We start from the raw sequence: 22,884 nt of genomic DNA, 5'->3' as shown, positions 1-22,884 counted from the left end.
ACCGCATCCGTCTGTGTACCGACCAATGGGGCTGCCGCTCAACCGAACCGCGGCCTGATGATGCCGCGCCGCACACAGACCCGCGCACAGTCGCGGCGCGAATACATCGAACAACAACGCCGCCTCAACGACGACCACCTCGCCGAACGAAACAAACCGCATCTGCTACGGCGTGGGTCAGCGCCCGTGGCCGCCGCCCTCGTTGCCGCCGCCATTGAATCCGGGTGAAGCCACCTCTGATTCGGTGAGCTGAAAGGGAGTGTCGAAGAGGCTTGGGTTGTTGAGCGACGACACCACATCACTGACGTTGCCTTGCGGAAGCCCAAGGGCGCCGGAGGCGTTGCCGTTGGGCGCAACGCAGGTGCCGTCCAAAGCTACTTCGCCGTTCGAGCACGTCAAGTCGTCCGCATGGGCGACTGCGACGGGAACACCAATCACAGCGAGCGCGGCGGACAATGCACCCGCTGCCACTGATAGTCGAGCGGTGCGTGATCTTGTTGCGCGCATGGCACGCCTCTTTCCTGCTGTTGGAGTGCGAAAATTTAACACTTGAACCTGTCATTTGACAGGGGCGACCGCCCGGCGAGCGACCTGTATCGAAAAGGATCCCCGCCGGCACCGTCATCTGATACTCACCTACGGGCAGAGCCACACCACCCACCCCGGCAACCGAAAGCTGTTCCCCACCCTGTGCTGACCACCGCGCCCATCGTGAAGACGGACGTACCCGACACCACCGGGCCGATCGTAGGCTGAAGATGCCCCGCCACAAGACAACCCGAGCACCACCGCACCCAAGCCCCAATGGAACAAGCCACCACGTTCTAGTTATCGATCGACCTGGTCCCGGCTTCCCACGCAGCGACCTTGCTGAGGGCGGACCAGTCGAGATGGGCGCCGCCGTTGGCGAGCAGGGTGAGGAAGCGGTCGCGTACCAGGCTGGCGACGGGCATCGGCACCTGCAGGGACTCGCCCGCGGCCAAGACGAGGCGGACGTCCTTGAGGCCCAGCGACGCGGCGAACCCGGCCGGCTCGAACTCCTCGCGGGCCATCAGTCCGCCATAAGTCTTGTAGACCGGCGCGTCGAACAGGGTCGACGTCAGCAGCTCGACGTACTCCTGCTTATCGACACCGGCCTTCTCCACCAACGCCATCGCCTCACCGAGCGACTCGATCACCGACGCGATGAGGAAGTTACCGCTCAGCTTGACCAGGCTCGCCGCCTTCGGCTCTTCGGCCACGACGAACGTCCGCTGACCGATGGCATCGAAGACCGGCGAAAGCGCTTGCACCGCATCGGGTTCACCGGCGGCGACCACGAACAGTTTGGCCGCCGCGGCCGCCTCGGGACGCCCGAAAACCGGGGCCGCGACGAACCGATGTCCCGCCGACGCATGCGCGTCGGTCAGCCGCTCGGCGAGTGCGAGGCTGATCGTGCTCGACGAGATGTGCGTCGCGCCCGACGGAAGCGACGCGAGGATGCCGTCCGCACCGAACGTGACCGCCTCGACCGCATCATCGTTGGCCAGCATCGTGATGACAACGTCGCCACCGCACGCCTCCCCAACCGTGCGCGCGGCCTTCGCGCCGCGCTGCACCAACGCCTCGACCTTGTCCTGCGAGCGGTTGTATGCCGTGACCTCGTGCCCAGCCTCGATGAGATTGCCGGCCATGCCCGCGCCCATGTTTCCCAGTCCTACGAACCCGATCTTCATGGCGTCCACCATGCCCGGTCTGACTGTGTGTTGCCTAGCTCGCCGAGATCGTGGTGGATGCGCCCGGAGGTTTCACTGAGGCGGCCGCGGCCGCCGCCCCAGCGGTGCGCGATGATCTCCGCGGCGATCGACACCGCGGTTTCCTCCGGCGTGCGCGCACCGAGATCGAGGCCGATCGGGCTGCACAACCTGCTCAATTCGGCCTCGGTGACACCCGCCTCGCGCAGTCGGTCGATCCGGTCGCGATGGGTGCGACGCGAACCCATGACACCGACGTAGCACGTCTGCGGCAGTCGCAGCGCTACCCGCAGCACGGCAACGTCGAACTTCGCGTCATGGGTGAGCACACAAATCGCTGTGCGCGAATCGATGGCCCCCAATGCCGCCTGATCGGCGAGATAGCGGTCCGGCCAGTCCACGACCACCTCGTCTGCGCCCGGGAACCGGGCCGGAGTGGCGAACACCGGTCGCGCATCGCACACCGTTACGCGATAGCCGAGAAGTGCTCCCTGCCGCGCAAGTGCCGCCGCGAAGTCGATCGCGCCGAAAATCAGCATCCGGGGGCGCGGGGCGTGGCTGGCGACGAAGACCTCCATACCGCTGTCCTGGCGCTGGCCGTCCGGGCCGTACGACATCACCGTCGACTGCCCGGCGGCAAGCAGTCCGCGCGCATCGTCGACCACCGCGGCATCGGCGCGATCCGATCCGAGAGAGCCGTCGATCGAATGCGTCCCGATGACAAGTCGCCGCCCTAACCACAGTGGGTCCGGGTGCGTGATCACGGTGGCGACCGCCGTCGGCCGGTGCGCGGCGAGATCGTCGGCGATCGCCTCCAATTGGGGGAACGTGTCGCGGGACATCGGTTCGGCGAAGACGTCGATCAAGCCGCCGCAGGTCAGCCCGACGGCGAACGCATCGTCGTCGGTGAACCCGTAACGCTGCAGCTCGGGCCGTCCGGATGCCACGACATCGTTGGCCAATTCGTAGACGGCGGCCTCGACGCAGCCGCCGGACACCGAGCCGGCGACGGTGCCGTCGGGCGCGACGAACATCGTGGCCCCTGGTGGCCGCGGCGCGGATCGGACGGTCCGCACGACGGTGGCGACGCCTGCCGTGCCGCCGGTCCGCCATACCGACAGCAACCCCTCGAGGACGTCACGCACGGTCGCAGTGTAAGCCCGACCCGCGCCGCGGCTGTGCAGGTCAGCAGCGCTCGTCGAACTCGACGGGAAGTACTGCCGGACCGGTGATGCCGACCAGCGGCTTCCACTGCGCCGGTGCCGTCCGGCGCAGATTCGTCATCCGGCGGGTCATGACGATCAGAGCCTCCGCCAATTCCCGGCGGGCGAGGTTCGCGCCCAGGCAGTAGTGCGCACCGGCGCCGAAGGTCTGCATGGGGGCGGCACCCTTACGCGTGATGTCGAGGCGGTCGGGATCGTCGAAGACCTCGGGGTCCCTGTTGCCCGCTGACGTGTTCACCATGACGAACGTGCCCGCCGGGATCACCACACCCGCGTACTCGACGTCCTCGATCGTCATCCGCATCGCGCCCAAGATGACGGGGTAGAAGCGCATCAGCTCCTCCACCGCGTTCATCGCCAGTTCCGGGTGCTCGGCCAACAGCTCCCACTGGTCGGGGTGGTCACACAGGATGTCGACCGCAGCCGCGAGCTGGTTGCGGGTGGTGTCGGTGCCTGCCATCAGGATTCCGGCCGCAAGCATGCGGAGCTCGGGGGTGGTCAGCCGGTCACCGTCGTCCTCGGCGCGGATCAACTCCGAAATCAGGTCGCCGGTAAGCGATTTGCGGCGTTCGGCGACCATGGCGTCGATGTAATCGTCCAGCTCTTGCCACGCCTTCAGAATCGTCTGCTCGTGTTCGGCGACGTTCCAGCTGAACAGCTTGAAGAAGTCATCAGCCCACTCGGAGAACAGCTTCCAGTCCTCGCTCGGGGCGCCGAGAAGCTCCGCGATCACGGGAACCGGATAGGGGCGGGCGATGTCAGCGACGATCTCGCAACGGCCCATCGGCAGCAACGGCTCGACCAATTGCGTGATGATCTCGGTGATCACCGTGTCGAGTCGGCCGACCGCGCGCGGTGTGAACGCCTTCGACACCAGGCGGCGCAGACGCGAATGGTCCTCTCCGTTGATGCTCAGCAGCGTTGTGCTCGCGCGGTCCCACAGCGGGCCCGACGTGATGCCCTGCGTCTCGAGGCCGAGGCCCTCCGGTACGCACAGCCGGTTGTCGCGAAGCACCGTGCGTGCCAGTTCGTAGCTCAGGATCTCGGGGCCGTGTGCCCCCATCGCGATCGGCGACTTCCGCACGGCCGCACCGAGTCGTCGGTGGGCTTCGTGCGGATCGGGGGCGTTCTCGTAGTCGACTGTCGGCAGGGCCGCCTCGAATACGCTGGGACGTCGAAGGTGGAATGCAGGGGTTTCAAAAGCGGTGGTCATCGGAATCTCCTCGCGTTTGAAGGACACGTCGATCGTCGATCCGAGACCGGGAAGCGGACTAGCGTAGGCGACTACCCCACTGGAAGAGATGAGGTGCGAGTGCGACAGGTCATTGCAGGTCTGCTCGTCGTCTGCGGCCTCGCGGGTGGCGCACAAGGTGTCGCCGCCGCGTCCCCGGACCAACCGATTCCGCCGGTGTCGGATGCGGCCCGCGCCGACGGACTGGTCGACGTTCGGACCGTCGTTCCCGACGCCGTCATCGACCTGCGGTACGCGACGCCGAACAATTTCGTCGGGGTCCAGATGTATCCCGACGGGGCACGGTGCCTGGTCGACGAGTCGATGGCCGCTGGCCTCGCGATCGCGGCAGAAACGCTGCGGACCAGCGGCGACGTGCTGGTCTTCTGGGATTGTTACCGACCGCACGCCGTCCAGATAAAGATGTATGACACCGTGTCCGAACCCGGCTGGGTGTCGAAGCCCGGGCCCTACGCGCATAGTCACGAAGCGGGCCTGTCGGTCGACGTGACGCTCTCGCACGACGGTGAGCTCGTGGACATGGGAACGGGTTTCGACGAGTTCACCCCCCGCGCGCACGCATACGCAACCGACGGTGTCAGTCCTGCCGAGCAGGCGAACCGCGCCCGGCTGCGCGACGCGATGGCCGTCGGGGGGTTCACCGTCTACAAGGGTGAGTGGTGGCACTTCGATGCACCCGGCGCCTACGCCGACAACCCGATTCTCGATGCCGGTGTGAATTAGGTGATTTGATTCCCCGGTGCGCAGATTGATTGCGGCAGTGTGCCTACTCGCTGTCGCGTTACTGCCCGGCTGCAGCAGAGATGCGCCCCCGAGCTCGCTCTTCAACGCCGGCGGCTATCACGTTCGCGGCGACAAGGTCTACTACCTGCACGCGTTCCCCGGCGACGCGTTCGAGATCGACGGCGCCGATTCCGCCTCGTTCGAGGCGTTCGACCAGACCTACGCCCGCGACAAGTCGACGGTCTACGTCGACGGCGCTCCGCTGCCGGACGCGGACCCCGCGACGTTCCAGCTCCTCGACCGTCCCGGCTTCGCCAAGGACGCCCATCACGTCTACCAACGCGATCGCCGGGTGAGCGACGACCCGGCCCATTTCGAACTTCTCGACGGCGAACTGTTCTCCGACAGCACCGCGGTGTACTGGAGCGACGGTGACGTGCTGTCCGACGATCCGGCACACTTCGCGATCATCTCGAACGCGGACCACTACCTGTTCACCAAGGACACGAAGACGGTCCACGTCAACGGCAACCCCATCGACGGTGCCGACCCGGCGACCTTCCGTGTCATACACGGCGCGTACGCCCATGACGACCAGCGGATCTTCTACTTCACCGACCGGATAGCCGACGCCGATATGGCGTCGTTCCACGCCCTCGAAGGACCGTATGCGGCCGACAACACGCGGGTTTATTGGATGGGTAAGCCGATCATGGGCGCGGACCCTTCGACATTTCGCGTACTGAACGCCGACTTCGAGTGCTCAGCCGACGCAGAACATGCCTACTACCGGAATTTCGTTGTCGCAGGGGCGAACCCGTCGACCTTTCCGGAAAACCGGGCAGTCACCCGGTGCGACGAAACGTCTATGTCGTTCGCGGACTGAACCGCGCTAAGCGGCGGTCTGCTCGGTCATCGGCAGGCAAAAGGCGCAGACTTGCGACCCATCCGTCGGATAACCACACCCGCCGCAGGACGTAACGACAGCGGTTTCGTTCACTTCAAGCATGCGGCCCTATTACCCGGTTCGGTGCGAACCCAACCCACAACGTCTCAATCGCCTGTTCGAGTCCACAGGCAATCGCCGCTGAGCTGCAGCTTGAACAACCTTGGCTGGAGTGTGAGGTCGAGCCGTTCGCCCGCGGTGCCCTCGGTGACCTCGGGTGCAGCGAGGACGCCCGGGCCGAGAACGGTCGTTTGTTCGGCGCGGCATCGGGTGTCCGCACTACGCGGCGTTGCGGTCCAGTGGCCGGACTGGACATCCGGATTCTGGCGACCATTCCCGTTCAACGAGATCGGCGGACCGACGCTGAGCCAACGGTCGTTGGGAGGCTGCGGAGTCGTCACCGCCTGCCAGCTGCCACCGGCGCACACCAGCGGCATCTTCGCGTCCGCGGGTTGTGTTGCCGCCCCGACGGCGTCGGGCGGGCACGGCGTATTCACCTGCGGCGCAATGGGATCGGCGGCGGCTGTGGCGGACGAGAACATCACAGCGAAGGCTGCGGTGGCCACCGCGATCGTGCGGTACACGGTCATTTCACTTTGCTGAGGTCTGTCTTCATCAGCATGACGTTGTACTCCGACCACAGCGACAGGTTCCAGTACAGGTCCGTGCCTGTGCCCTGCGTCGACGGCGACCACGGATGCATCATCGGCGCATAGATTCCACCGTTCTGCTGGGCCAGCAAGACCTTCGGATCCGACCACCCGCCCTCCGGCCTGTCGGAGGTTCGCATGACGATGTTGTTGGACCGGTCGCCGTGCAGTGCGACGTACTTCTTCAGCTGCTGGTTGTACTGGACGGACATCTCGCTGACTGCGCTGCCTGGGTTGACGTTCACGGCTCCGCAGGCCCCTGGCGTCGTCGTCGACTGACCGAAGAGCGGCGTCGCGGCTGCCGGATTGCCCCTGACCCATCCGGCCGGGGTAGCGCCTACGCCGTACCAGCCGCCGGCGGTGCCCGAGCTGTAGTACTCGTACTTGGACAGGTCGAGGATGTCGCGTTCGGCGACGCGGGCAACATAGGCCGCACCCTGCCGACCGTTGGGTGTCCCGTATGCGTACACGTAACCGTCGCCCGGCCTGACGAACGCCATCTGCTGGAAGTTCTGGTTGCCGGTCGCCGCATTGTTGTAGCGGACGGTCTGCGGGGCCACGTGCCATATTTCGCCGTTGTCCGTGGAGTAGGCGATCGCCGAGTAGTTCGTGGTCCACACGCCCGGAGCGCCCCACTGCGTCACCGACATGAAGCTGATGTACTGCGTCACACCGTATTCGGTTCCCGGCGTTGGCACCGAGATGCCCGCGGTCGGTATCAGGGTGATCCCGGCGGGTAGGCCCTCGGGGAAGATGATCTGCCGTGCCATGTACTGGTACGGGGAACCGGGTGGGACGTAGGTCAACGGCGATCCGCCGAAGTCGCTGCCGGTGAACCATTCTGGGTCTGTGAAGTCCATGCCGTTGAACAGATCGGCGTCGACACTGCGGAACAAGACGTTGGATCGCCATTGGTTGCCCGACGCCATGCCGCCGAGGCCGAAGGTATCGCCGAAGGCGATCAGGACCTGGTGTTCGTTGATTGCGGTGGTCGGGTCGTCGACCATGCCGTTGTCCCACATGATGCCGAGGTCGGTGCCCGTGACGCCGTAGTAGTACTGGGTGTCGTTCGCTGGATTGTTTCCGGTGATCCAGTCGATGAATTGTGTTGAGACGCTCAGGTATTGACCGGGTGCAGGGAACCCCGGCCGCACCGTCGGCGGAGGCGTCGGTGTAGTCGCCGCAAGGGCCAGGCTCATGGTCTGCGCGGAGGCAAGCGTCATGTCGTCCTCCGTGCTAGCGGTGAGCGCATTGACCAAGTCGTCCACCTCGCGGCGGGCGAAGGCAAGCAAACCCCACGCCAGTGGCGCAGCGGGATCGATCGGGACGTCTCCGGCCGTCGGGTTGAGCAATGTGTCGACGACGTTCGACACGACGTCGACAACCTCGGTGAGCAGATCGGGATCGGTCTCTTCTACAACGGTGACGTCTTCTGCCGTCTGCGCCGCCATCATCGGCGAGATGTTCAACGGTCCCGAAGCGGCGAGGACGCGCGCGTCGACGAACGTGGCGCCGCCGACGACTTCCTCGTGCTTGGCCGAGCCGGGGTCCGTCGTCGATTGACCCGTCAGCGTCGTCGTGATGGTGCCCGACTGTTCGGGGGTCCGCGAAGCGGGATCGTTTGACGGATCCTTGTTGTCGGCCTTCTTTTCGTCGTTCTTGGGGTCGGCTTCGACGACGGGTTCTTCTTTGGCGGGCTCTTCTTCAATGACCTCTTCGGCGGGCTGCTCGGCGGGCTGCTCGGTCTCTGCCGGCTTGGGTTTCTCGGTTTCGTCGGCCGGAGTCCGCTCGGACGTGTCGAGCGTGCCGGTGTTGGTCTGGGCGCTCACCTGTCCGGGTTCGACCGCACCCCGCGTCGCCCCATTCGTCTCGGAGGTCGTGGAGGTGTCGCCGGTCTTCGAGGTATCGGTGGTCGACGTGTCGGTTGTCGAGGTTGTCGAGGTTGTCGAGGTATTGGTCGTCGACGTGTCGGTGGTCGAGGTGTCGGTTTTCGACGTGTCGGTGGTCGAGGTGCCGTTCGTCGAGGAGTCGGTCGTGGAACCCGGTGAATCCGTCGTATCCGCAGCGGCGACGCCAGTGCCCATCGCGACCGCCGTGCCGACTCCCAACGCGACCGCTAGTCCCCCGACGCGGCCGACATAGCTGGCAGCTCCCATGCAGAATCCCCTTTTAAATGGAGCCCCGACCCCGACAACAATTGCTATTAAATAACACAGGGGTCAACCGCACAGCAAAAACCGGCAAAAGTCCCACTGTTCACATTGGTCGCTGTAGCCGTGATCTTGGTGGCGTTTTGCTGAAAAGTTAGGCTGGCGTGCTTTCTCTCGGCTAAGACATCAAGCCGGCGTCCCGCAGCGCGTCCTCGTACAGGCCGAACGCGTGGGACATACCATCTCCGACCCAGGCCTCGACGATGTTGACGTGATCGGCGATGGCTTGCACCTCATAGGCATACGTCTCGAACTGTTTGTCCTGACGCAGGCTGTCTATTTGCTGCCGGGTGCCCTGGATGAGGACGAATCCGCCGATTTCGTTGCTCTGCGGTTTGAGGATCGCGGCATCGAATCGCTCGATCCGCCCGTCACGCTTGAGTTCTTCGAGGTATCCGGTCAGCTTGTCCTTGAGGAAGGCCAGGGCTTGCGTTTCACGTCCCCGCGTGGGAATCCCCCAGACCACCCAGACACCCGCATCTGCCATGGCTCTCCTTCTACACCAGATGTCGCGTTCAGTCGCGTGACATGCAGAACGCGCAAGATCGCCGACAGGTAGTTTCACGATCGTGGCCGAGCTGATGAACCGCCAGATCCTGTTGCGTCGCCGTCCGACGGGCCTGGTGGCCGCGGGCGACACCGAGTTGGTCAGCACCCCGGCGCCGGAGCCGGCCGAGGGGGAGGCGCTGATCCGCACCACCTACGTCGGCATCGATGCGGCTGCCCGCACGTGGCTGAACGACCAGCCGGGCTACCTCCCGCCGGTGCAGATCGGCGAGGTCATTCGCGCGGCAGGCATCGGCGAGGTCGTGGCATCGCGCTGCGACGCGTACGCCGTCGGCGACATCGTCACGACACTGACGTGTTTCCAGGAGTACGTGATCTGCCGCGACGACATCTTCACGACGCCGGTGCCCGGTCCCCAGGACGACGTCGACCAGCTCGCAGTGATGTCGGTGTACGGCCCGACGGGAGCGACCGCCTACTTCGGGATGGTCGGTATCGGTAAGCCGAAGGAAGGCGAGACCGTGGTCGTCTCGGCCGCGGCGGGTGCCACCGGGTCGGTGGCAGGACAGATCGCCAAGATCGCGGGTGCCCGGGTGGTGGGCATCGCCGGCGGGGCAGAGAAGTGCAAGGCGGTGGTCGAGGACTTCGGCTTCGATGCCTGCATCGACTACCGGGAGGACAACCTGAAGGCTGCGTTGAAACAGCACTGCCCCCGAGGGGTCGACGTCTACTTCGACAACGTCGGCGGGCCGATCCTGGACGCCGTTCTGGGCCGTCTCGCACCCAAAGCGCGCGTCGTGTTGTGCGGTGTCATCTCCAGTTATCTGACGGGCGAGCACCCCGGGCCTGCCAACTACGTGAATTTGCTGGCGAAGACGGCGACGATGCAGGGATTCAACGCGCTCGATGAATGGGGTCGATTCGACGAGGCGTTCGGACCACTGCGCGATTGGGCGGCCGAAGGCAGGCTCGTGCACCGCCAGACGATCTACGACGGCATCGAATCATGCGTCGATGCCATGAACGGCCTGTTCACCGGTGCCAACATCGGTAAGATGCTGGTGAAGATCAGTTAACCGGGAAAGCCCTGAGTACATGCAGACGAAAGAGGGTACAGACGGTCATGATCTCTAACGTCCTTCGTTTGCTCGGGGTCACCGCCACCTCGGCCGCGGCTCTGCTGCTCTCACCCGTCCCGTTCGCCGCCGCACAGGGATGCCCCGATGTCGAGGTGGTCTTCGCCCGCGGAACCGGCGAACCGCCGGGCGTGGGCGGGGTCGGCCAGTCCTATGTTGACGCTCTGCGCGCCCAAGCCGGGACCCGGTCCGTGAACGTTTATCCGGTCAACTATCCCGCCAGCGGCGACTTCGCGGATCGCATCGCCTTTGCGAGGACCGTCGTCGACGGGATCCGCGATGCGGGTACACACATCGAAACGACAGCGGCGAACTGTCCGGACACCAAGATCGTGCTCGGCGGTTACTCCCAGGGCGCAGCGCTTGCCGGTTACGTGACGTCGGCCGAGATTCCCGAACAGGTGCCCGCCGAGTACCGCGAGTTCATCCCCAACCCGATGCCTGTTGAGGTCGCCGACCATGTTGCCGCCGTGGTCCTCGTCGGACTGCCGTCGCCGGAATGGCTGGCCAGCGGCGGTGCACCACCCATCACGATCGGTCCGTCGTATGTCGACAAGACCCTCAAGGTCTGCGCACCCGACGACACCATTTGCAACGGGGCACCCGCGGGACCGCCCAGCTTCGCCCATGCGATGTATAACGTGAACGGCGGCACCAATGACGCAGCGGCCTACACGGTGGCGCGGCTTGGTCCGGCTCCGGCTCCGGGAGCGGCCCCCGCCCCGGCACCTGCGCCTGGCCCAGCGCCCATGCCTGGTCCGGCTCCGGCGCCTATGGCCAATCCGGCTCCGGCACCTATGGGCTAGCCCGGCCCCGACGCCATGATGGTGGCGAAGAGCTCGGTCATCTCGTCGGCGGGACCGCCGGGAACGGTGTAGCCGGTTTCATCGCGGATGTCGTCGAGGTGGTCGCGCACCTCCTCGATTGACAGTTCGGGACTGTAGAAGCCCTTCGTCCGACCGATGAAGAAGCGCGCCACATGTCCGGCGCCGACGGTGTAGATCTCACCCGACACAGGGCAGTCGCGGTGCGTTAAGAACGCCGCCACCGGAGCGACGAGCGCCGGGTCGAGCTTCTGAAGGTATTGGGCGGCAAGCTCGTCCAGGATTGCCTGGGCAGCCGCATCATCCTGTTGGGGCGCCGTGTCGACCGAATGCTGCAGCATCCGTGTGTACGCGATCGGGGAGATGGCATTCACCTTGATGTTGCGATCGGCCCCCTCTGCCGCCAGCACCCGGGTGAAACCGACCAGACCGGTCTTGGCCGAGCCGTAATTGCTCATGCGCTCGGCGCCGAGAAGGCCTGCCGCCGAGCACGTGTTGAGGATTCGGCCATATCCCTGCTCGCGCATCACCTTCCACGCCGGCCGAGTCAGGGCGAAGGCCCCTTTGAGATGCACGTCCAGGAGGGGGTCGAGCAGTTCGGCGGTGATGTCCTCGAACGGGGCGTCCCGCACGATTCCAGCGTTGTTGATGAGGATGTCGACGCGTCCCCACGTGTCGGTGGCGACATCGATGATCGCCTGGCCGCCTGCAGGCGACGTCACGCTGTGGCTGTCGGCCACCGCCTCACCGCCCAGCGCGACGATCTCGTCCGCGACGCTGCCGGCGGCGGCGCGATCAGATCCGTCGCCGGTCAACGAACCGCCGATGTCATTCACGACGACACGCGCACCGCGCGATGCCAGCAGCAGCGCGTACTGCCTGCCGAGACCGCCGCCCGCGCCGCTGATGACCGCGACCTGTCCGTCGAACCGCAGTGCGTCGGTCGTCCTCACCATGTGACGGGCAGCTCTTTCATGCCGTAGATACCGGATTCGCCTTTGAATCGCAGTTCTTCCACATCCACGGCCAATTGCAGCCCCGGTACCCGGCGTGCCAGCGTGCCGAAGGCGATCTGCATTTCGACCCGCGCGAGATTCGCGCCGATGCACTGGTGCACGCCGTAACCGAATCCCAAGTGCCCGCGTGTATTTCGGTCGCCATCCAGTATGTCGGGGTCGTCGACGAAGGCCGGGTCCCAGTTGCCGGCGGGCAGGTTCATCACAAGCCAGTCGCCCGCCTGGATCTGCTGGCCGCCAAGGACAAGATCTTCGGTGGCTATCCGGTCGACCTGGCTGTGAACGATGGCGAGATAACGCATCAGTTCTTCGACGATGTTGGCGATGACGGACGGGTCGTCGGTGTTACCGAGTCGCTCGAACATCTCCCGATGTTCCATCAGCGCGACGGTTCCGAGTGCGATCATGTTCGCCGTGGTCTCGTGACCGGCCTGCATCATGATCGCCCCGGTGACGGTGGCGGTCTCGCGGCTGATGTCGCCGGTCACCACGTGGTCGGCGACCAGGCGGCTGAGCAGATCGTCGCCGGGCTCGTGCTCTTTGCGCTCGACCAGCTCGGCGATATAGGCGAACATCGCGCCGAAGGCCTCGGCCTTCTCCTCGTCGGAGGTACGGCCGTCCAGCCCCACCGTCGTGTGGTGGTGGAACATCTCGAGGTCGTCGCTTGGCACTCCGAGCAGATGCGCGATGACGAGTGAAGGCACCGGTAGCGCGAAGGCGCGCACGAGATCGGCGGGTGGTCCGCTGTCCAGCATGTCGTCGAGATACCGATCGACGATCTCCTGAATCTGTGGCCGCATGCCGTCAACGCGCCGGAAGGTGAAGTCTCTGGTCAGCATTCGCCGGATCCGATGGTGTTCGGGGTCGTCGACGCGCGCGAACATCACCGGCGTGTTGTTGTCGCTGTCTTTCGGCAGCATCGACGCCGGGATCGTTTCGGCGGACAGTCGAGGATCGACGAGCGCGGCCCTGATGTCTTCGTACCGGCTCACCACCCACGTCGGCTTGCCCTGGTAGATCGCCCGCTGCAGGCCCGGCTCATCGCGCCATTGCGCGAACTCGGCAGGCGGCCGCAGCGGGCAGCCCGCCGAGCGCGCAGCGGGGATTGCGGGCAGGTCGGTATCAGGGGCCATATCGGAAGTCGTTGATGTCACCGGCGTTTCCCATTAAGTGTCAGTGCTCTGCCAATTATCCAGAGCGTAAGACCCACGAGAGTGGCAGTCAACTGTCAGTTAGACTGGGCCGATGACCGCGGTAGCCGACCGCCCGTTGCGTGCCGATGCGGCGCGCAACGCCGAGCGCATTCTTCGTGCTGCGCGGGACGTCTACGGAGAACTGGGCTACGAGGCGCCGATGGAGGCCATCGCCCGCCGGGCCGGGGTCGGCGAACGGACACTGTATCGACGGTTTCCCACAAAGGGGGACTTGATCAGTGCCGCACTGGATCAGAGCATCGCCGAAGACCTCACACCGGTGATCGAGAAGGCCCGCGGCGACAAGGATCCGATGCGCGGACTCGTGGCGTTGGTCGAGGCGGCGATCGCACTGGGCGCCCGCGAGCATCACCTGTTGACCGCCGCCTTACGCGCGGGTTCGCTGAGGTCCGATATCTACGCCGAGCTGAACGCCGCGCTGGCCGAGCTCACGGCGCGAGGCCGGGAGGCCGGCGTCGTACGCGCCGACCTCGTGGCCGACGACCTGCCTCGCTTGATCGCCATGCTCTACAGCGTGCTGTCGACGATGGATTCCGCCGGCGACGGCTGGCGTCGTTACGTCGCCCTGATCATCGACTCGATATCCACCGGCACGCGGCAACGGCTGCCACGGGCCGTGCCGCTGCGCTTCGAACCGGCGTCGGGCGGCTGGCCTCTAATGTGAACTCGCGCTGTTGTCGGACGAGACACGCTCAGCGGCGAATGTTGCGGCCTGGTCGGTCATCCCGTTGACCGGATAGGCGTTGTGTGACGCGCCGTCCCCGCCGCCGGGTGCGCAGATCGGATCTGTGGGGACGCACATTTCGAGGGTCTTTGCCGTGTACAGGCTGCCGACCGTGATGGGCGGCGCCGCGGTGTTGATCGTCTGCAGGAACCCGTTCGAGGGCTTTCCGAAGAGCGCGACCGCAGCCACGTGGTTGGCGTCATCGGCAGGCATCGGACCGGTGATCCCCTGAGGCAGGGTGAATCCCGGAGGGACCGCGTCTGCGGTGATGTACCCGGCGACCGCCGCACCCTGTGAGAAACCGCCGAGCACGATCTTGGTGTTCGGGCACGTGTTGACGATGTCCTGGACCTTGTTCCTCGCATCGATCACACCGTCCGCGGCGGTCGCGAAATCAAGCGACGCGGGGTAGTTCACCGGGTAGACATCCATCGACTTGTCACCGATCTTCGAGCGCAGCGAATCGACGAATGCCTGGCCGACACCCCCCACTCCGGGTGCTTCGAATGTGCCGCGCGCGAAGACAACCTGCACATCTGAACACGATGCGGCGGATGCCGCCGGGGGCGGGATCGACGGGCTGAGCAACGCCGAGGCCGCGACCCCCGCGACAATGACCAACCGATTGATGACCCGCATACCGACACCGCCTGTGCTAGTTCTTGGAATGTGTGGGGCTCAACGCTGCGCTCCGCGTAGGCGGAGTTCCCGTCTTACGCGGATGTATAACTGTCGAATCCCTGTGAGCTAGGTCAATGTCCGAACTGCTCGATGATGAGCACCTGCAGTTCACCGACGACGCCGCCGAGCACGCCGCCGACCGTGATCATCAACGGTTCGTCGTCCTTGAAAATCGGCCGCAGGATCGACTCGTACTGCTCGTTGGACAGCTGATCCATCTTCTCGATGATGGTCTGTTCCAGATCGATGACGCTCGTCGCGTAGTCCTGTGCCTCCAGAAGCGTCGACGGAAGACGATCGAGCACGAGTTCGACCACCCTGTCCTTCAGCGCCCGATAGCGTTTCGTTCCGACGGCGAGCACGACCAGCGGACCCGCGACACCTGTCTGCGCATCGATCGCGGCTTCGACTTCCTTGGCGGCCAACGCGAACAACTTGTCCGAACCCGGTCCCTTGAGAATGCCGTCGAAGAGAATTTCGGGTGAGAACAGATCGTCGGCGAGGATCTTGGCGTAGTCGCGCGTGATCTTTTCGCGCTGGACGTGCAGCAGTCCCTGAAACGGGATGAACCCGAGAAACTTCTTCGGTTGCACCGGCCGGAACAGCATGTTGAGCGCGATGTAGTCGGAGAGGAATCCGACGGCGAAACCGAACGCGGGCATGATCCACGGATTCTTGAACAGTGCCCACGCGATCATCTGCACGAGACCGATGCACAGGCCGAAATAGATCCCGCTGCGCCGGACGAAGGCCATGGCGTCGTCGCTCACGCCGCGCATCAGCTTGTTCAGCTTTTCCTTGTTTCGCACCAGCGTGGTGACGGCGAGAAATTGAAGATCAACGTACCTGCCGAGGTCCGACTTCATCTCGTTGAGCATGTTCTCGGTGACGCGTGGTGCCTGCGACCGGATCCGCTCCGCGATGACCTGGCGACCGGCCTCGGGCAGCGAATCCCACAAGCCCGGGCGGATCTCCTCGGCGATGTCGCGGGAGATCTCGTCGACCGCCTGGATCAGCGGATCGCGCAAGGCCTCGACAGCTTCCGCGGCGTCGATGCGCGCCACCAGCTCTTCGGGTTTGAGCAGGTTGGTGGTCAGCAACTCGATGGTCTTCGAGCCGACCTTGCCCGCCCGCCGGGGCACGATGCCCTGCCAGCCGATGGGTCCGATGCCCTTGAACTCGAGCGGCCGGTAGATCATCTCCAGCGCAACGATTTTCGTACTCCAGCCGACGAACGCGGCGACGAGCGGCATCGAGAGATAGATCAACCAATTGGCGCCGAAGTCGTGCCTGATTTCCGACCAGGTCTGCATCGCGACGACGACGTCGGTCACTGGCCGCCCTGCTGCATCGTCGCCTCCCACAGTGATTTGCCGAGGCTGGACAGCGTCAGAGTGAACTTGTCGACCTTCGCGGTCAGCGGTCCGCGGGAGGCGTTCTTGATCGCGTCGAGCACCGCGGTCTCCGCCATCAGGACCTCGTAGTCGTCCTTGAGGTCGGGGTCCTCGGGCCCGATGTCGACCAGGCCGAGCGACAACAGATGGCTGACGTAGGTGGGCACCATCGCAGGCAGCGCGACGTTGGCCGTGCGGCCGATCAGCGAGGCGTTCTCGAGCACCGCTCGGCCCGGAACGGCTCGCCGCACCCAGTCGTGCACCGTCACCAGGGGTGACGACGAACCGTCGGAGAGCGCGCTGATGATGCGTGCTTCGTCGGCGACCAGTTGGTCGAGGATGTGGTTGAAGAGCTCGACCTGGCTGCTGCTCGTGCTGTTGTCCAGCGCGCGCTCCAACAACTCGCGCATCTTGGAACCCAGTGCGTCGGTCTGTGGTGCTTTGGTCGCGGTCGGCGGCGGGCTCTCGGGTGATGGCTCCTCGGACTGATCGCCGAGCCAGCCCATCAGCTGTTCCTGGGTACGAATCGACGTCCGGAGCCAGAACCGCGCTGCGCCGGTTGCGAGCCCGGCGACGCGTCCGAGCGGATCCTGGGAGTTCCCCACGGCGCAACGGTAACGGCTCGACTGCAAGAATCGGCGAAAAGGAGACAGCCGTGAATCAGGACACGTACGACAGGGGTCGCGAGATTCGAAGCGCAGTTCTCGGCAAGGCCTATGTCGCGCAGGCGACCGAAAACGCCGACGACTTCACGGAGCCACTGCAGGATCTGGTCACCGAGTACTGCTGGGGCGCGGTGTGGGGTCGCGACGGGCTGCCCCTCAAGACCCGCAGCATGCTCAACCTGGCGATGCTCGCGGTGCTGAATCGGCCCAACGAGTTGCGGACGCACATCCGGGGTGCGCTCACCAACGGGGTGACCCGCGACGAGATTCGCGAGATCTTCCTGCAGGTGGCGATTTACGGAGGGGTGCCTGCCGCCGTCGACAGCTTCCGGGTCGCGCGGGCCGCTTTCGACGAGATCGAGCAGGGTTAGGAGTTCCCGATGGACATCGGTTTCGTCGGCCTCGGCAACATGGGCTTTCCGATCGCCTGCCGGCTGCTCGCGGCGGGACATCGTGTCGTCGTGTTCGACACCCGCGCAGCCGTCGTCCACGATGCCGTCGCACAGGGCGCCGAGGCCGCGCCGTCAGCCGTCGACGTCGCGGATCGCGTCGCGACCGTCATGGCCAGCCTGCCGATGCCACAGGCGTCGATCGCGGTCGCGGACGCCGTCGCGGGTGGGTCGGCCATCCGTCGTTTCATCGACTTCTCGACCGTGGGAAGCCGTACAGCACAACGCAATAGCGCCGCACTCGCCGAGCATGGCGTGACTGCGCTGGACAGCCCTGTGAGCGGAGGCGTGCACGGCGCCGAGGCGGGGACGCTCGCCGTGATGGTCTCCGGACCGCGTGCCGACTTCGACGAGTGCGCGCCGGCCTTCGATGTGATCGGACGCGTCACCTTCATCGGCACGGAACCCGGTGCCGCGCAGACGATGAAGCTTGTCAACAACATGATCGCCGCGACATCGCTTGCCGTCACCGCCGAAGCGATGGCGATGGGGGTCAAGGCCGGCTTGGACGCCCAGACGATGATCGATGTACTCAACGCCGGATCGGGTGGTACGCACGCGAGCCGCGACAAGTTCCCACGGGCGGTGCTGCCACGCACTTTCGACTACGGTTTCGCGACCGGTCTGATGGTTAAAGACGTACGGCTCTACCTCGATGAGGCACGGGCACTCGGACTGCCCACCGAGATGGCCGATGCCGTCGCCCAGATGTGGGAGACCACCCTGATCGCGGAGGGCCCCGAATCCGACTTCACGTCGATCGTGAAGCCGATCGAAGCCGCGGCCGGAGTCGTCATCGAGGCTCGTCCCTAGAACGGGTCGCCGGTCTCCCCGAGCATCGCCCTACGGATCAGCGGCAGTGGCAGCGGCCCGAGCTTGATGAACGTGTCGTGAAAGTCCTTCAGAGAGTAAGCATCACCCTGCTTTTTCTTGTAGTCCTCGCGCAGCTTGAGGATCATCAGCTTGCCCATGGTGTAGTAGCCGTAGGTGGCGTCGGAAGTCCCGCGCTTGGCCTCGGACTCGGCCACCGGCCCCGGCAGGTATGCCTCGTTGGCGAACATGTCCCTGGCTTGCTCGACCGTCATGCCCTCGGTGTGCATCTTGATACCGACGATGAAACGGACGTCACGCAACAGCGCATCCTGGACCTGCGCCAGCCGGTACCGCGGATCGCCGGCATGTAGACCTTCGTCGAGCATCATCTGTTCGCAGTAGTGCGCCCAGCCCTCGAAGTTGCTGGCCGTCCCGAACACCTTTCGGACGTCGGACGGGTAGTCCTTCGCATACAAGAACTGCACATAGTGACCGGGCCAGACCTCGTGCACGGACACATTGCTGATCATCTGCCGGTACCAGGCCGTCATGAAGTCGTCCTGCTCCGCCTGCGGCCACGCCGGGTTCGGCAGCGTCATGTTGAAGTAGGCCTCTGTCGCCACCTTCTCGAACGGTCCGGGGGTGTCCATCGACGCCGACGTGGTGGCGCGGAGGAACGGCGGCGTCTCCACGACGCGCGCCGGTGGAGCGGGCGGTAGGTCGATGATGTGCTTGTCGCGCACGAACTGCGCGAGGCTGTCGAGGTTGTCCTGTGTGACTGCCAGCAGTTCGGATGCCGGCGGGTAGTCCTTTTCGACGACGGCCAGCACCTCGGCCGGCGGTTTGGTGGGATCGATCTTCCCGGCCGCCTCCGCGAATGCCTGCCTGTTGCGCTGAAGGTCCTGCTCGGCGATGTCCAGCAGTTCCGGAAGCGGGGTGGTGATCATCTCGTCGGCGGCCAGCACCTTCTGGTAGGTGTCGGTGCCGTACGCGAACGAACCGTTGGACCGCGGCAGCAGATCGTTCTCCAGCCACGCCTTGTAATCGTCGAGCGCCGCGACGACCGCCGCGTTGGCCGTGTTGAACTCGGCAAGCAGCGCAGCGTCTTTCACGTCGGTGAACGCCGCGGGCACGTCCTTGTCGAAGAAGTCGCGGTTGCCGTCGACCTGCTCGATCGCGATCTCGGTGTAGATCCGGGGTGGGTTGTCCAGGTTCTTGCGGGCCTCGGCCAATGCGTTGGGCATCAGCTTCAGGCGCGCTATCAGCGATCGCATCCGTTGCTCTGGGGGTGCGAACTTGCGGGAGATCATCACGAAGGCGTCGTTGGCGATACCGCTGCTGTAGATGTCGGGGTCCCTGGCCCAAGGCCGGATGACGTCGTTGCGCAACAGCATCCCGTCGAGCTTGTGTTTGGTCTGTTCGAAATCGAGTTGCGCTTCGAGTGAAAGTGTTTCGGCATCAACGTCATCGAGCCGCGTGAGGAACGACCGGATGGAGTCGGAGTCGGCCGCCACCGACGCCGCGGAGTAGTCCGCGATCAGATCGTCGTACTTGTGGATGCCGAGGTAGGTCGCGGACGACGGGTCCTGCTTGTAGGTGAACTCGAGAATCTCCGCCGCGAGTTGGCGAAAGGCCGCATCGCCCGAGCCGGGCGCCGGGGCAGGTGCGGGCTGTTCGGACTTGCTACACCCCAGGGGCATCAGGAGGAGCAGTGAGCAGAGAACCAACGCCAGACGTCGCATCTGCAGCACGATAGCTGCGAGCATCCGTCGGCGGGGTCGAAGTGCGGTGATCGGCCGCGGGGTGCAACCAGGTGGCGATGTTGGCGACGTAGTCCTTGAAGGCCGCCAGCCGCGAAGGATCAGCCTTGATCTCCTTGCCCTCCGGTTCGGTGACGAAAGTGGGCGCCCCGCAGTCGAGATCCCAGTTGTAGTCGGCGAAGTGGTGAAACGTCGATGCGGCCAGCGCGCGACCCATCGGCCGTCCGTCGGGCCCGGACTCGCCGTCCAGGACGACTGCGAGGTTGAAACGGCGATCGCTTGCGGTGCTGCGACCCTGTGCGAGTACCGACGCGCAGGGCACGCACGCCGACACCGCGCCCTCATGCGGATGGGCGGGGAACCACTCGATCCGGCCGCAGGCGTTGCCCGTCGTGCGCAGCAACTCGTGCACCGGTTCGTCGGTGAACACAGGCTGGTAGTCGCCGTTGGCGCCCGAGTGGTAGTTCGGCCACGAGATGGCGGGGGTGTCCTGGTCGTCGCGCATTCGTGCCGGGTCGGGATTCTTGTCGTGAAAGTGATTGACCGCACCCAGGGATCCGAGCCCGACAAGGCAGCTGCCCAGATCCTGGTGATCGCGGGCGGTGAGCACGCCGCCACCGTTCTCGCGGAAGGCCACGATGGCCGCGGCTTCGACGTCGGTGAGGCCGTCGCCGACATCGACGGCCAGCAGCCACACCTGGTCGTAGTCGAGCTCGTCGAGCCGGCTCAGGATCGGGTCGTCTGCGGTCCGGCCGGCTCGGTTTCGCGCGGTGACCTCGTGCCCGGCGGCCCGCAATTCGCCCGCCAGTAACGAGAATCGGGTGATATCCCAGTCGTCGCCGTGTTCGGCGATCGTCGTCTGCAGGAGGATCTTGGACATCGGAATCCCTTTTCTCACTCAGGCTTTGGCAGCAGTGACGCGCCGATCGCGGCGCGCGAACAGCTCGTCGCCGTCGACGAGGGTGAGCATCTGCTGACCCGGGGCGCAGAGCATGGTGACGACGAAACGCACTTTGATGTCGTCCCGGGCATTGCCATCCGAGTAGTGGATGACGTCGCCGCCCGGCTCCCAGAAGGTTTCACCGGCCTTGACGACGCGTGGCGCCTCACCCTCGAGTTCGAACAACATCTCACCCTCTAGCACGTAGCCGAACGCCGGTCCGCTGTGACGGTGCGGCGGGCTGCCCGGATCGCCCGGCGGGAATTCGACAGCAATGGTCATCGCGTGCGACCCGGGGGCTACGTCGGGCGGCGTGGCCTCCTGCAGCACGGTGATCGCGGTCTGCCACGCATTGCTGGTCATTTGGGGCTCCTTCGGTCGCTGTTCGCGGTTACACACGTAGGACCGGGCAGGAGCGGGTTTTGTGACAGGCCTCAGCTGCGATCGTCGAGGACCTGGTGGCCGGCGTTGTATCCCGGTATGAACGTGATGCCCGGACCGCCGTGGCACCCGGCTCCGCCCAGGTAGAGCCCGTCGATCGGGACCTCGATATCGAGAAACCCCTTGGGCCCGGGTCGGTTGGGCCCCATCAGATCCGGATGCAGCAGGCCGTGGCAGAAGTCGCCCGACGGTGCGGCGAACATCGTCTGCATGTGGTACGGCGCGAACGTGATGTGGCGGATCAGGATGTCGCGGAAGTTCGGGGCGTAGCGGGTGATCTTGTCGATGACCTTCTCGGCCATCTCGTTCTTGAGATGGCCGTGCTGATCGCGATTCGCCTCGACGGGGAACGCATATGCGTACGCGCTCGCCGCATGTTTACCGGGCGGCGCCATGCCGGCGTCGTGGACCGAGGGGATCTGCATCCCCATCGACGGATTGTCGGGTACGACGCCGCGCCTGCACTCCTCCCACTGGCGTTGCTGTTCCTCGGGCGAGTTGAAGATGCCGATGGACCCCTGCATGCCGGGCTCGTTCAGGAACTCATAGGGCGGGGCGAACTCGGGCAGGTCGTCCAGCGCAAAATGCAACTGCACGAACGACGCTCGATGATCGCGTCCACCCAACCGCGTGAGGAGATCGGCGGGCAGGTGCTCGGCGCCCACCAGGTCGACGAGTGTGAGGTCGGGAGACAGGTTCGAGATCACGACCGGTGCGCTGATCTCGGACCCGTCGCGCATGCGCACGCCGGTGACGCGGTCGCCGGCGACCAGGATCTTGTCCACCTTGGCGCGGTACCTGACTTCGCCACCGTTGGATACGAACAGGTCGAGCAGGTGGTCGCAGAGTGCGCCGATGCCGCCCTCGAGTTTCGTCATCATCGCGGTGGCGTCGTCGGGTACGGCGAGGGCGAACGCCAAACATGTTGCGCTGCCAGGGGTGTAGGGACCGCGGTAGGTGGAGTTGATGGCCAGGAATGCGAGCATGCCACGCATCACGGCGTGTTTCTGCCGGTCGGGAAGGAAGCGGTCGATGGCGTCCATCGCGGTGCCGAACAGGATGTCGTGGATGGCCGCGCGCTCGTCCTCGTTGGCGGCGCACGCATACATCTCGTCGATGGTCTTCGGGGGTTTGCGAACATCGAAGCGGCCGAGCGCTTTTGACGGACCCTGGCTCCACCCGATCAGCCCCGCCATGCCGGTGACGGCGTCGACGCCGTGTTTCTCGGTGAGGTGGGTCATGAACTGCATCGGGTCGCGATAGAAGATCATCGCCTCGTCGCCGTCGTCACCGAGGTTGACCGACATCACCTCCGACTCGACGGTGGGCAGGGTGTCGAGTCCGAGGTCCTTGGCGATCTGCGGCGGCATGGGGAACTGCACCGACCCGGCGATCTCGTATCGGAATCCGTCGATGAGCTCGACGGTCGCCGCCATCCCGCCCGCGTACGTGTTGGCCTCGAGGCAGACGGTGCGCATACCTGCCCGCTGCAGGAGGGCGGCGGCGGTCAGTCCGTTGTGGCCGGCACCGATGACGATCGCGTCGTAGTCACTCATGACAGGCAGGTTATGTCAGTACTGACA

The 22,884-nt window shown here is 65.2% G+C and carries 22 protein-coding genes and 1 pseudogene; 8 read left to right on the top strand and 15 right to left on the bottom strand.

The window, feature by feature from the left end; genetic code table 11:
* A pseudogene (locus tag AB4Z42_RS26820) lies at nt 1–228 on the top strand (hypothetical protein); the annotation flags it as partial.
* Between the two features lie 596 nt (nt 229–824).
* Here AB4Z42_RS26820 and AB4Z42_RS26815 read toward each other — a convergent pair.
* The 3 genes from AB4Z42_RS26815 to AB4Z42_RS26805 are packed head-to-tail and all read right to left on the bottom strand — an operon-like array spanning nt 825 to nt 4,169.
* Nucleotides 825–1,715, bottom strand: coding sequence for an NAD(P)-dependent oxidoreductase (locus AB4Z42_RS26815; protein ID WP_442012276.1), 891 nt, complete (start codon nt 1,713–1,715; stop codon nt 825–827).
* The gene (locus AB4Z42_RS26810; protein ID WP_442012275.1) at nt 1,712–2,878 is read right to left on the bottom strand and encodes an XdhC family protein; all 1,167 of its coding nucleotides are present in this window, start codon (nt 2,876–2,878) and stop codon (nt 1,712–1,714) included. The genes AB4Z42_RS26815 and AB4Z42_RS26810 overlap by 4 nt, the downstream gene beginning before the upstream one ends.
* A 40-nt stretch (nt 2,879–2,918) precedes the next feature.
* On the bottom strand, nt 2,919–4,169 hold the full coding sequence (locus AB4Z42_RS26805; protein ID WP_442012274.1) for a cytochrome P450: 1,251 nt from the start codon (nt 4,167–4,169) through the stop codon (nt 2,919–2,921).
* Nucleotides 4,170–4,289: 120 nt separating this feature from the next.
* Between AB4Z42_RS26805 and AB4Z42_RS26800 the strand changes: the two genes are divergently transcribed.
* Both AB4Z42_RS26800 and AB4Z42_RS26795 read left to right on the top strand, forming a co-directional pair.
* Nucleotides 4,290–4,931 carry a M15 family metallopeptidase gene (locus AB4Z42_RS26800; protein ID WP_442012284.1) on the top strand — a complete coding sequence of 214 codons (642 nt, stop codon included), beginning with the start codon at nt 4,290–4,292 and terminating at the stop codon, nt 4,929–4,931.
* Nucleotides 4,932–4,947: 16 nt separating this feature from the next.
* Entirely contained in the window at nt 4,948–5,817 is an 870-nt protein-coding gene (locus AB4Z42_RS26795) for a DKNYY domain-containing protein (protein WP_442012273.1), read from the top strand.
* A 167-nt stretch (nt 5,818–5,984) separates the two neighbouring features.
* Here AB4Z42_RS26795 and AB4Z42_RS26790 read toward each other — a convergent pair whose 3' ends face one another.
* The 3 genes from AB4Z42_RS26790 to AB4Z42_RS26780 form a co-directional block, all read right to left on the bottom strand.
* Complete coding sequence (locus AB4Z42_RS26790) at nt 5,985–6,467, bottom strand: hypothetical protein (protein WP_442012272.1); 483 nt, start codon at nt 6,465–6,467, stop codon at nt 5,985–5,987.
* Nucleotides 6,464–8,683, bottom strand: coding sequence for a DUF4185 domain-containing protein (locus AB4Z42_RS26785; protein ID WP_442012271.1), 2,220 nt, complete (start codon nt 8,681–8,683; stop codon nt 6,464–6,466). The genes AB4Z42_RS26790 and AB4Z42_RS26785 overlap by 4 nt, the downstream gene beginning before the upstream one ends.
* A gap of 172 nt (nt 8,684–8,855) precedes the next feature.
* Nucleotides 8,856–9,224 (bottom strand): hypothetical protein, encoded by a 369-nt coding sequence (locus AB4Z42_RS26780; RefSeq protein ID WP_442012270.1) that lies wholly within the window; start codon nt 9,222–9,224, stop codon nt 8,856–8,858.
* 82 nt (nt 9,225–9,306) lie between these two features.
* On the opposite strand from AB4Z42_RS26780, the gene AB4Z42_RS26775 reads away from it, so the two are divergent.
* Entirely contained in the window at nt 9,307–10,320 is a 1,014-nt protein-coding gene (locus AB4Z42_RS26775; protein ID WP_442012269.1) for an NADP-dependent oxidoreductase, read from the top strand.
* Nucleotides 10,321–10,367: 47 nt separating this feature from the next.
* Nucleotides 10,368–11,186 carry a cutinase family protein gene (locus AB4Z42_RS26770; RefSeq protein ID WP_442012268.1) on the top strand — a complete coding sequence of 273 codons (819 nt, stop codon included), beginning with the start codon at nt 10,368–10,370 and terminating at the stop codon, nt 11,184–11,186.
* Here the strand turns inward: AB4Z42_RS26770 and AB4Z42_RS26765 are convergent.
* Together AB4Z42_RS26765 and AB4Z42_RS26760 are read right to left on the bottom strand one after the other, a co-directional pair.
* A complete protein-coding gene (locus AB4Z42_RS26765; RefSeq protein ID WP_442012267.1) occupies nt 11,183–12,160 on the bottom strand; it encodes an SDR family NAD(P)-dependent oxidoreductase in 978 nt (325 codons plus the stop codon). The two genes, AB4Z42_RS26770 and AB4Z42_RS26765, sit on opposite strands and share 4 nt — an antisense overlap.
* Complete coding sequence (locus tag AB4Z42_RS26760; protein WP_442012283.1) at nt 12,154–13,353, bottom strand: cytochrome P450; 1,200 nt, start codon at nt 13,351–13,353, stop codon at nt 12,154–12,156. Before AB4Z42_RS26760 ends, AB4Z42_RS26765 begins: the two co-directional genes overlap by 7 nt.
* Nucleotides 13,354–13,465: 112 nt before the next feature.
* Here AB4Z42_RS26760 and AB4Z42_RS26755 point away from each other — a divergent pair, with 112 nt between their 5' ends.
* Nucleotides 13,466–14,098 (top strand): TetR/AcrR family transcriptional regulator, encoded by a 633-nt coding sequence (locus tag AB4Z42_RS26755; RefSeq protein ID WP_442012266.1) that lies wholly within the window; start codon nt 13,466–13,468, stop codon nt 14,096–14,098.
* On the opposite strand, the gene AB4Z42_RS26750 is transcribed toward AB4Z42_RS26755, so the two are convergent.
* From AB4Z42_RS26750 to AB4Z42_RS26740, 3 genes are all read right to left on the bottom strand, one after another.
* Complete coding sequence (locus AB4Z42_RS26750) at nt 14,090–14,797, bottom strand: cutinase family protein (RefSeq protein ID WP_442012265.1); 708 nt, start codon at nt 14,795–14,797, stop codon at nt 14,090–14,092. The genes AB4Z42_RS26755 and AB4Z42_RS26750 overlap by 9 nt on opposite strands.
* Nucleotides 14,798–14,910: 113 nt before the next feature.
* Nucleotides 14,911–16,152, bottom strand: a complete 1,242-nt coding sequence (locus AB4Z42_RS26745) for a DUF445 domain-containing protein (RefSeq protein ID WP_442012282.1) — start codon at nt 16,150–16,152, stop codon at nt 14,911–14,913.
* A gap of 17 nt (nt 16,153–16,169) precedes the next feature.
* Nucleotides 16,170–16,838 (bottom strand): Abi-alpha family protein, encoded by a 669-nt coding sequence (locus AB4Z42_RS26740; protein ID WP_442012264.1) that lies wholly within the window; start codon nt 16,836–16,838, stop codon nt 16,170–16,172.
* A 50-nt stretch (nt 16,839–16,888) separates the two neighbouring features.
* Here AB4Z42_RS26740 and AB4Z42_RS26735 point away from each other — a divergent pair, with 50 nt between their 5' ends.
* Nucleotides 16,889–17,269 (top strand): carboxymuconolactone decarboxylase family protein, encoded by a 381-nt coding sequence (locus AB4Z42_RS26735; protein ID WP_442012263.1) that lies wholly within the window; start codon nt 16,889–16,891, stop codon nt 17,267–17,269.
* Between the two features lie 9 nt (nt 17,270–17,278).
* Entirely contained in the window at nt 17,279–18,160 is an 882-nt protein-coding gene (locus tag AB4Z42_RS26730; RefSeq protein WP_442012262.1) for an NAD(P)-dependent oxidoreductase, read from the top strand.
* Here the strand turns inward: AB4Z42_RS26730 and AB4Z42_RS26725 are convergent.
* From AB4Z42_RS26725 to AB4Z42_RS26710, 4 genes are all read right to left on the bottom strand, one after another.
* Nucleotides 18,157–19,902, bottom strand: coding sequence for a DUF885 domain-containing protein (locus AB4Z42_RS26725; RefSeq protein WP_442012261.1), 1,746 nt, complete (start codon nt 19,900–19,902; stop codon nt 18,157–18,159). The genes AB4Z42_RS26730 and AB4Z42_RS26725 overlap by 4 nt on opposite strands.
* Nucleotides 19,844–20,800: a hypothetical protein gene (locus AB4Z42_RS26720; protein WP_442012260.1), complete on the bottom strand. Its 957-nt coding sequence runs from the start codon at nt 20,798–20,800 to the stop codon at nt 19,844–19,846. Before AB4Z42_RS26720 ends, AB4Z42_RS26725 begins: the two co-directional genes overlap by 59 nt.
* A gap of 18 nt (nt 20,801–20,818) precedes the next feature.
* Nucleotides 20,819–21,223, bottom strand: coding sequence for a cupin domain-containing protein (locus tag AB4Z42_RS26715; protein ID WP_442012259.1), 405 nt, complete (start codon nt 21,221–21,223; stop codon nt 20,819–20,821).
* Nucleotides 21,224–21,294: 71 nt separating this feature from the next.
* Nucleotides 21,295–22,857: a phytoene desaturase family protein gene (locus tag AB4Z42_RS26710; RefSeq protein WP_442012258.1), complete on the bottom strand. Its 1,563-nt coding sequence runs from the start codon at nt 22,855–22,857 to the stop codon at nt 21,295–21,297.
* Nucleotides 22,858–22,884: the final 27 nt, after the last annotated feature.

The sequence above is a fragment of the Mycobacterium sp. 2YAF39 genome, assembly GCF_052114565.1.
Taxonomy (GTDB): Bacteria; Actinomycetota; Actinomycetes; order Mycobacteriales; family Mycobacteriaceae; genus Mycobacterium.
Note: the sequence above shows the minus strand (reverse complement) of the source record. Positions and strands in the feature narration are given on the sequence as shown.